Raw genomic sequence first — 6,886 nt, forward strand, 5'->3', positions numbered from 1 at the left:
CGGCATACGTCTTAGTGATGGCGTCGCCGACCGCGACCTGCGCACCGCACTGCGGGCGGCACACGGATGAAGGAGCTCACGATGACGAACACGACGGGTGGCATTCAGCCCGAGATCCAGGTCGTCACTCCGGTGCAGGGGGCTGCAGTGGGGACGACCACGATCGAGGATGCGGTGATCGCGAAGATCGCCGGCATCGCTGCGCGTGACGTCAGTGGGGTCCACACGCTCGGCGGGGGCGCCGCGCGCATGGTGGGCGCGATTCGGGATGCGCTCAACACGACCGACCTCTCGCAGGGGATCAGCGTCGCGGTCGGCGAAGCACAGATCACGGTCGATGTGACGATCGTCGCGGAGTATCCGGTGTCGCTGCAGAAGGTCGCCGACGACGTGCGCGCAGCCATCCACCGGGACATCGTCGAGCTGGTGGGCGTGCAGGCCGTCGAGGTCAACGTCACCATCGACGACGTGCACGTGCCCTCCGACGATGACAACGACACGGACGACGCGCCGACCGCATAGGGCGCCTCGTCGAAGACGCGGTCCCGAACTCCGGGGCCGATATGGGAGAAGGAGAAGCCATGAGTGCTGAAGACAAGATCAAGGCCGCTGTGGAGAAGGTCTCCGGCAAGGCGAAGGAGACAGTCGGCAAGCTCACCGACAACGACAAGCTCGTCGCCGAGGGCAAAGCCGAGCAGGCGAAGGGCGACGTCCGCGACGCCGCCGAGAACGTGAAGGATGCCTTCAAGAAGTGACGAGGCGGGGAGAGGCCGCGCGGCCTCTCCCCGATCCTTCCCAGGTGGGTGAGAAATGATCCGATCCGGTGGGGCGACTGTTCCGAACCTCTCAGGGGATCGGGTCGAGGGGTGGGGTAGATGGAAGACGAACGCTTTCGCACAGCGCTCGAACATGCGGACGACGGCATCGTCGCCGGCCGCGCGATGGATGGCGACGTCGCGGCGTTCGCGGTTCTCGTGCGCAGGTACACGCCCATGATGCGGGCGTACACGCAGCGGATGCTGAACGCATCGGCCGATGTCGACGACATCGTCCAGGAATCCTTCGTCACCGCCTGGCAGCGGTTCGGCGAGCTCGACGACCCGACCAAGGTGAAGAGCTGGCTGATGCGGATCGTCAGTCGGAAGGCCGTCGATCGCATCCGTGCGACCCGACCGGCCGTGGACATCGACTCGATCGACCGTCCCGCCCCGCTGCACGCGTCGCCGACCGCGGTCGTCGAAGCGCGCGCGGGCGTCGCGGCGCTCGGTGCCGCCCTGCGCGAGCTGCCGGATGCGCAGCGCGAGTGCTGGGTTCTGCGGGAGATCGGCGGGTACTCCTATGAGGAGATCTCCGAGGAGCTCGACATCCCCGTCTCGACGGCCCGCGGACTGCTCGCCCGAGCACGGAAATACATGATCGTACGGATGGAGGAGTGGCGATGACCGACGACAGAGAGAGTCCCGACGTCCGCCGGCTCGGCCTGGAACCGACCGATCTCGACGGGCACACGCTCGACGAGCTCACCGACTATCTCGATGCGGGGCGACAGCCCGCAGATCGCTCGATCGACGAGTCTCCCGGTTGCCAGCTCGCACTCGACGCACTGACACGGCTGCAGGGGCTCGGTGCCGAGCTCATCGCTGCGGAAGCCGCTGCCGAACCTCCGGTCGACGAGAACTGGGTCGATCGCATCCTCAGTGGCATCGCCATGGATGCGCGCGCCGGAAGGCGCATCCCATTCGAGTCTCCGGATCCGCAGGTGGATCTCGCGATCACCGAGGGTGCGGTGCGAGGACTCATCCGGTCGGCGGAGAACGCCGTGCCCGGCCTTCTCATCGGACGGTGCCGACTCGACGGGGACGTGACCCGACCCGGGACCCCGATCCGTGTCGAGATCGATGCGAGCGCGCTGCACGGACAGTCCATCCCGAAGGTCGCCGCCGAGCTGCGAGCCGAGGTGGATCGTGGTCTGCGTGCACACACCGAGTTGAACGTCGTCGCGATCGACATCGCGATCAGAGACATCCGGGAGGTGTCGTCGTGGGCGGGGGAGAGCTGATGGATGCACAGGAGCGCGGCGAGCTCGCCGCAGCGATCGAGGCGGTCGTCCGGTCGACGCCGGGCGTCCGCAGCGTCTATCGGTCCGGGTCGTTGATCTCGAACCTGCTGCGTGCGGGGGCCGAGGCGATCGGCGTGCGCACGAACGAGGAGCCGATCGTCTCCGTCGCCGGGAACGGTGACGGTATGGTCATCGAGGCGACCCTCGGTGTCGACTCCGCAGCGCGTTCGGCGGAGATCCTCCACGCCGTGCAGGCGGCCGTCGATGCGGTGCTCGCGGAGCGCGGCGTCCGCCGTGAGAGCATCACCCTCACCGTCGCTCACGTGCAGGTTCCGGTGCAAGCGCACGCGGCGACCTGACCCAGCGATGAAAGCCACCGCGTGCCGCCGTCCGGGGGGACGACGGCACGCGGTCTCCCCGCGGGATCAGGCGGAGGCGGCGCGCAGCCCCTCGGCGAGCGGGGTCGTCGGGCGGCCGATCAGACGTGCGAGCGTGCCGTCGGTGTCGCCGAGGGCGCCGTTCTTGATTCCGGCGTCGAGCGCAGCGACGAATCCGGCCGTACCCTCGTCGAGGCCGGCGCCGCGGAGCGCGGCGATCTGGTCGTCGAAGCCGAGCGGGACGTACGAGACCTCTCGTCCCGTCACCTCGGCGAACGCCGCGGCGAGGTCGGAGTAGTTCCAGGCGACGTCGCCGCCCAGCTCGTAGACCTCGCCGATGTGCCCGTCCTCGAGCGCCACTGCGGCCGCGGCTTCGGCGAAGTCCTTGCGGCTCGCCGAGGCGACACGTCCGTCGCCGGCGCCGGCGGCGAGCACGCCCGTCTCGGCGGCGCGCGCGAGGTCGGCGGCGTAGTTCTCGGTGTACCAGTTGTTGCGGAGGATCACCGCGGGCAGTCCCGCGGCCGCGATGAGCTCTTCGGTCGCCTTGTGCTCCGGCGCCAGGATCAGGTCGCTCGTGGTCGCCTTCGGGGCGCTCGTGTAGACGAACTTGGAGACGCCGGCGGCCTTGGCGGCCTCGATGACCGCCTGGTGCTGTGCGACGCGCTGGCCGACCTCGGATCCGGATACCAGCACGACGGTGTCGACACCCTCGACGGCAGCGGCGACGGATGCGGGGTCGGTGTAGTCGAGGGGGACGACGCGCACGCCCAGATCAGCGGCCTTGGCCGTGTCGCGGGCTCCGGCGACGATCGACTGCGGAGCGGCTCCGCGCTCGAGCAGGCTGGCGATGATGAGGCGGCCGAGGTTGCCGGTGGCGCCGGTGACGAGGATGGTCATGAGGGTCCTTTCTTAGGTGACACCCTCGACAACCACGGGGTGGGCATCCGGCATTCCAATCCGACGGTACCCACTTTGAAGTAAGGTACCCACATGACGGTTAGTTTCGCGCAGATAAAAGAATCGACTCCATTCGTCTTCGATCAGAATTGTGGAACGCGGGTCGTCCTCGATCACATCATGAGCAAGTGGGGAGTTCTCGTGCTCTCCTGCCTGTCCGACGGCACCCACCGTTGGGGTGCGCTGCGTCGGGAGGTCGGCGGGATCAGTGAGAAGATGCTCGCGTCCACGCTGCGCACGCTCGCGGACGACGGGTTGGTCCACCGGGAATCGCTCCCGACCGTGCCCCCGCACGTGGAGTACAGCCTGACGCCGCTCGGCCGCGATCTGATGGAGCGGATGCTGCCCCTGATGGAGTGGGTGGCCGATCATGCTGACGCCATGCTCGAAAGGACCTGAATCGACGGAATCCGTCGTCAAGGCGCATCTTGTGCTTCGGATTCAGATGGTCGAAGAAACCCATTGACGCGATAACCGTGGTGGCTCTACTGTTCTGACATGGCAGCAACGACGCCGATTCATCTGGAACGACCCGACGGCAAGGGTCTGGCTGCGGGAACACTGGGACTCTGGGGGTCGACCGTCATCGGTCTCGCCTCGACGGCCCCGGTCTACTCGCTGGTCGCGACGCTCGGTTTCGTGGTGCTCGCCGTCGGCGCGCAGGCTCCGATCGCCTTCATCATCGCCTTCGTCCCGATGCTCCTGATCGCCTTCGCCTATCGCGAGCTGAACAACGCGGTGCCCGACTGCGGCACGACCTTCACCTGGGGGACCAAGGCGTTCGGCCCCTGGGTGGGATGGATGGGCGGTTGGGGTGTCGCGGTCGCCGGCATGGTCGTGCTCGCCAACCTCGCCCAGATCGCCTCGGTCTACTTCTGGTCGCTGATCGGACAGGACCTCGAGAACAACGACTGGCGTGTCGTGGTCGTCGCCGTGCTCTTCATCGCGGCGATGACGTGGGTCAGCTGGCGCGGGGTCGAGATCGGCGAGCGCATCCAGAACATCCTGCTCGGGATCCAGTACCTGGCGCTCGCGATCTTCGTCGTCGCGGCGCTCTGGCAGTTCTTCGCCGGCACCGCCCCGAACCCGACCCCCTTCGACTGGGAGTGGATGAACCCGTTCGCGTTCACCGACTGGTCGGGCTTCACCGAGGCCATCCTGCTCGCGCTGTTCATCTACTGGGGATGGGACACCTGCCTCGCTCTCAACGAGGAGACCAAGGACCCGAAGCGCATCCCGGGTCGTGCCGCGCTGCTGACGACCGTGATCCTGCTGTTCACCTACGTCGCCGTGACCATCGCGGCCATGATGTACGCGGGTCTCGGCGAGGACGGCACGGGCCTGGGCAACGAGGCGAACGCCGACGACTTCTTCCTGGCGATCAAGGACGGGCTGCTCGGCCCGTTCGGATGGGTGCTGGTGGTCTCGGTGATCATCTCGGCGATCTCGTCGACCCAGACCACGATCCTGCCGACGGCCCGCGGCACACTCGCGATGGGTGTCTACCGTGCCCTGCCCGCGAAGTTCAAGGACGTGCACCCGACCTACAAGACCCCGTCGTTCTCGACGATCGTCATGGGAGTGGTCGCCTCCGTCTACTACGTCGGGATGACGCTGATCAGCGACAACATCCTTCAGGACTCGATCCTCTCGCTCGGTCTCGCGATCGCGTTCTACTACGCCATCACCGGCTTCGCCTGCGTGTGGTACTTCCGCAAGGACCTGACGTCGTCCGCCCGCGAGTTCTTCTTCAAGGGCCTGTTCCCGTTGCTGGGCGGACTCATGCTCACGTGGGCGTTCCTCCAGTCGGCGATCGACATGTGGGACGTCGACTACGGCTACACGGTGCTGTTCGGCATCGGCGGCACTTTCGTCATCGGTGTCGGATCGCTGGCCTTCGGCCTGGTGCTGATGTTCGTCTGGTACCTGTTCCCGCGGTCGAAGCGGTTCTTCCGCGGCGAGAGCCTGAACCGCGAGACCGAGGTGATGGTGCCGGACGAGCCTGCGGTGACGATCCGTTCGATCGACGGAGGCATCTGAGGATGCCGGTCGCGACGGCCGACCTCTACGACCAGCTCGGAGAAGGGATCCAATCCCTTTCGCTGCAGCTGCGCTCGTTCGGGCGCAGAACGGCATTCGACGGGCCGATCCGTACCGTCCGCTGCTTCGAGGACAATGCGATCGTGAAGTCCGTCCTCGCGAGCCCCGGCGAGGGGGCCGTGCTCGTCGTCGATGGCGCCGGATCGCTCGAGACGGCGCTCATGGGCGATCTGATCGCGGCATCGGCCGTTGCGAACGGGTGGGCGGGCGTGGTCATCAACGGGGCGATCCGGGACCGCGTCGCCATCGACGCGCTCGACCTCGGGGTGAAGGCTCTGGGCACCAATCCGCGCAAGAGCGCCAAGCTCGGCACGGGTGAGCGCGACGTGACGCTCGTGATCACCGGGGTGGTGTTCCGGCCCGGGGCCCACCTCTACAGCGATGAGGACGGGATCCTCGTCGAACGCTGAGGGGCGACCGGTGGGGGAGAAGCGCGTGTCCTAGGCTTGCTCCGTGCGCATCCGGCTCGACATCGCCTACGACGGCACCCACTTCCGCGGGTGGGCGAAGCAGCCGACTCTCCGCACCGTGCAGGGCACGCTGGAGGCCGCGCTCGCCCGGATCGTCGGATCCGACGTGCAGTTCGTGGTCGCGGGGCGCACCGACGCCGGTGTGCACGCAAGCGGCCAGGTCGCGCACGTCGACCTGGATGAGAGACAGTGGGCGCGCATCGAGGCCCGGCAGGGACGCGCGCCGCTGGAGCCCGCGGAGACCATCGCCGGTCGCATGAGGGGCGTGCTCGGCGCCTACTCCGACGTCACGGTCACGCGGACGTCGATCGCCCCGGAGGGGTTCGACGCCCGATTCTCTGCGGTGTGGCGTCGCTACCGATACCGTCTCGCCGACGCGCAGGCCGGTTTCGATCCGCTGCGCCGCCACGACACGACCACGGTTCGCGGGCGGCTCGACGATCAGGCGATGGATGCCGCCGCGCGTACGCTCATCGGGCTGCACGACTTCGCGGCGTACTGCAAGCCCAGGGAAGGGGCGACGACGATCCGCACCCTGCTCGACTACCGCTGGGAGCGCGATGCCGATGGCGTGCTCGTGGCGGAGGTCAAGGCCGACGCGTTCTGCCACAGCATGGTGCGCGCACTGGTCGGCGCCTGCGTGGCGGTGGGGGAGCGGCGTCTCGATGTGGACGACCTGGTGGTGCTGCGTGACGCGCTGACGAGGACGAGCGAGTTCAAGGTGCTGGCCGCGCGAGGCCTGATCCTCACCGAGGTCGGGTATCCGGCCGACGCGCTGCTCTCGGCGCGGGCGGAGCAGACCCGCGCGCGACGCGATGACACGCGTGGCAGCGACTGAAGGCGTCGGCGCGCCCAGCAGCACTCGACCTCCCGCGCGGACACTCGGTGTGAGAGCGGCGCATACGACGAAGAGGGCCGACCGT

The 6,886-nt window shown here is 67.8% G+C and carries 10 protein-coding genes; 9 read left to right on the top strand and 1 reads right to left on the bottom strand.

Annotated features, from left to right (window positions below; translation table 11 throughout):
• Nucleotides 1-81: 81 nt before the first annotated feature.
• The 5 genes from L687_RS27590 to L687_RS27610 all read left to right on the top strand — a co-directional run bounded on the left by L687_RS27590 (nt 82) and on the right by L687_RS27610 (nt 2,418).
• A complete protein-coding gene (locus L687_RS27590) occupies nt 82-522 on the top strand; it encodes an Asp23/Gls24 family envelope stress response protein (protein WP_021199037.1) in 441 nt (146 codons plus the stop codon).
• 59 nt (nt 523-581) lie between these two features.
• Nucleotides 582-755, top strand: a complete 174-nt coding sequence (locus tag L687_RS27595; protein ID WP_021199038.1) for a CsbD family protein — start codon at nt 582-584, stop codon at nt 753-755.
• A gap of 120 nt (nt 756-875) precedes the next feature.
• A complete protein-coding gene (locus tag L687_RS27600) occupies nt 876-1,442 on the top strand; it encodes an RNA polymerase sigma factor (RefSeq protein WP_021199039.1) in 567 nt (188 codons plus the stop codon).
• A complete protein-coding gene (locus L687_RS27605) occupies nt 1,439-2,059 on the top strand; it encodes an Asp23/Gls24 family envelope stress response protein (protein WP_021199040.1) in 621 nt (206 codons plus the stop codon). Before L687_RS27600 ends, L687_RS27605 begins: the two co-directional genes overlap by 4 nt.
• On the top strand, nt 2,059-2,418 hold the full coding sequence (locus L687_RS27610; protein ID WP_021199041.1) for a hypothetical protein: 360 nt from the start codon (nt 2,059-2,061) through the stop codon (nt 2,416-2,418). The genes L687_RS27605 and L687_RS27610 overlap by 1 nt, the downstream gene beginning before the upstream one ends.
• Nucleotides 2,419-2,484: 66 nt before the next feature.
• On the opposite strand, the gene L687_RS27615 is transcribed toward L687_RS27610, so the two are convergent.
• Nucleotides 2,485-3,333: an SDR family oxidoreductase gene (locus tag L687_RS27615; RefSeq protein WP_021199042.1), complete on the bottom strand. Its 849-nt coding sequence runs from the start codon at nt 3,331-3,333 to the stop codon at nt 2,485-2,487.
• 93 nt (nt 3,334-3,426) lie between these two features.
• Here L687_RS27615 and L687_RS27620 point away from each other — a divergent pair, with 93 nt between their 5' ends.
• The 4 genes from L687_RS27620 to truA all read left to right on the top strand — a co-directional run bounded on the left by L687_RS27620 (nt 3,427) and on the right by truA (nt 6,801).
• A complete protein-coding gene (locus L687_RS27620) occupies nt 3,427-3,792 on the top strand; it encodes a winged helix-turn-helix transcriptional regulator (RefSeq protein WP_021199043.1) in 366 nt (121 codons plus the stop codon).
• 99 nt (nt 3,793-3,891) lie between these two features.
• Nucleotides 3,892-5,433 (top strand): APC family permease, encoded by a 1,542-nt coding sequence (locus L687_RS27625; protein ID WP_021199044.1) that lies wholly within the window; start codon nt 3,892-3,894, stop codon nt 5,431-5,433.
• A 2-nt stretch (nt 5,434-5,435) separates the two neighbouring features.
• Nucleotides 5,436-5,903 (top strand): ribonuclease E activity regulator RraA, encoded by a 468-nt coding sequence (rraA, locus tag L687_RS27630; protein WP_021199045.1) that lies wholly within the window; start codon nt 5,436-5,438, stop codon nt 5,901-5,903.
• Nucleotides 5,904-5,946: 43 nt separating this feature from the next.
• On the top strand, nt 5,947-6,801 hold the full coding sequence (gene truA / locus L687_RS27635; RefSeq protein WP_021199046.1) for a tRNA pseudouridine(38-40) synthase TruA: 855 nt from the start codon (nt 5,947-5,949) through the stop codon (nt 6,799-6,801).
• Nucleotides 6,802-6,886 lie beyond the last annotated feature (85 nt).

Origin of the sequence: Microbacterium maritypicum MF109, assembly GCF_000455825.1 — a bacterium.
Lineage (GTDB): Bacteria > Actinomycetota > Actinomycetes > Actinomycetales > Microbacteriaceae > Microbacterium > Microbacterium maritypicum_A.

Excerpts from the sequence above, each read along its gene's own strand:
- L687_RS27590 (WP_021199037.1), top strand. The coding sequence starts at position 82 with ATGACGAACACGACGGGTGGCATTCAGCCCGAGATCCAGGTCGTCACT.
- L687_RS27595 (WP_021199038.1), top strand. The coding sequence starts at position 582 with ATGAGTGCTGAAGACAAGATCAAGGCCGCTGTGGAGAAGGTCTCCGGC.
- L687_RS27600 (WP_021199039.1), top strand. The coding sequence starts at position 876 with ATGGAAGACGAACGCTTTCGCACAGCGCTCGAACATGCGGACGACGGC.
- L687_RS27605 (WP_021199040.1), top strand. The coding sequence starts at position 1,439 with ATGACCGACGACAGAGAGAGTCCCGACGTCCGCCGGCTCGGCCTGGAA.
- L687_RS27610 (WP_021199041.1), top strand. The coding sequence starts at position 2,059 with ATGGATGCACAGGAGCGCGGCGAGCTCGCCGCAGCGATCGAGGCGGTC.
- L687_RS27615 (WP_021199042.1), bottom strand. The coding sequence starts at position 3,333 with ATGACCATCCTCGTCACCGGCGCCACCGGCAACCTCGGCCGCCTCATC.
- L687_RS27620 (WP_021199043.1), top strand. The coding sequence starts at position 3,427 with ATGACGGTTAGTTTCGCGCAGATAAAAGAATCGACTCCATTCGTCTTC.
- L687_RS27625 (WP_021199044.1), top strand. The coding sequence starts at position 3,892 with ATGGCAGCAACGACGCCGATTCATCTGGAACGACCCGACGGCAAGGGT.
- rraA (WP_021199045.1), top strand. The coding sequence starts at position 5,436 with ATGCCGGTCGCGACGGCCGACCTCTACGACCAGCTCGGAGAAGGGATC.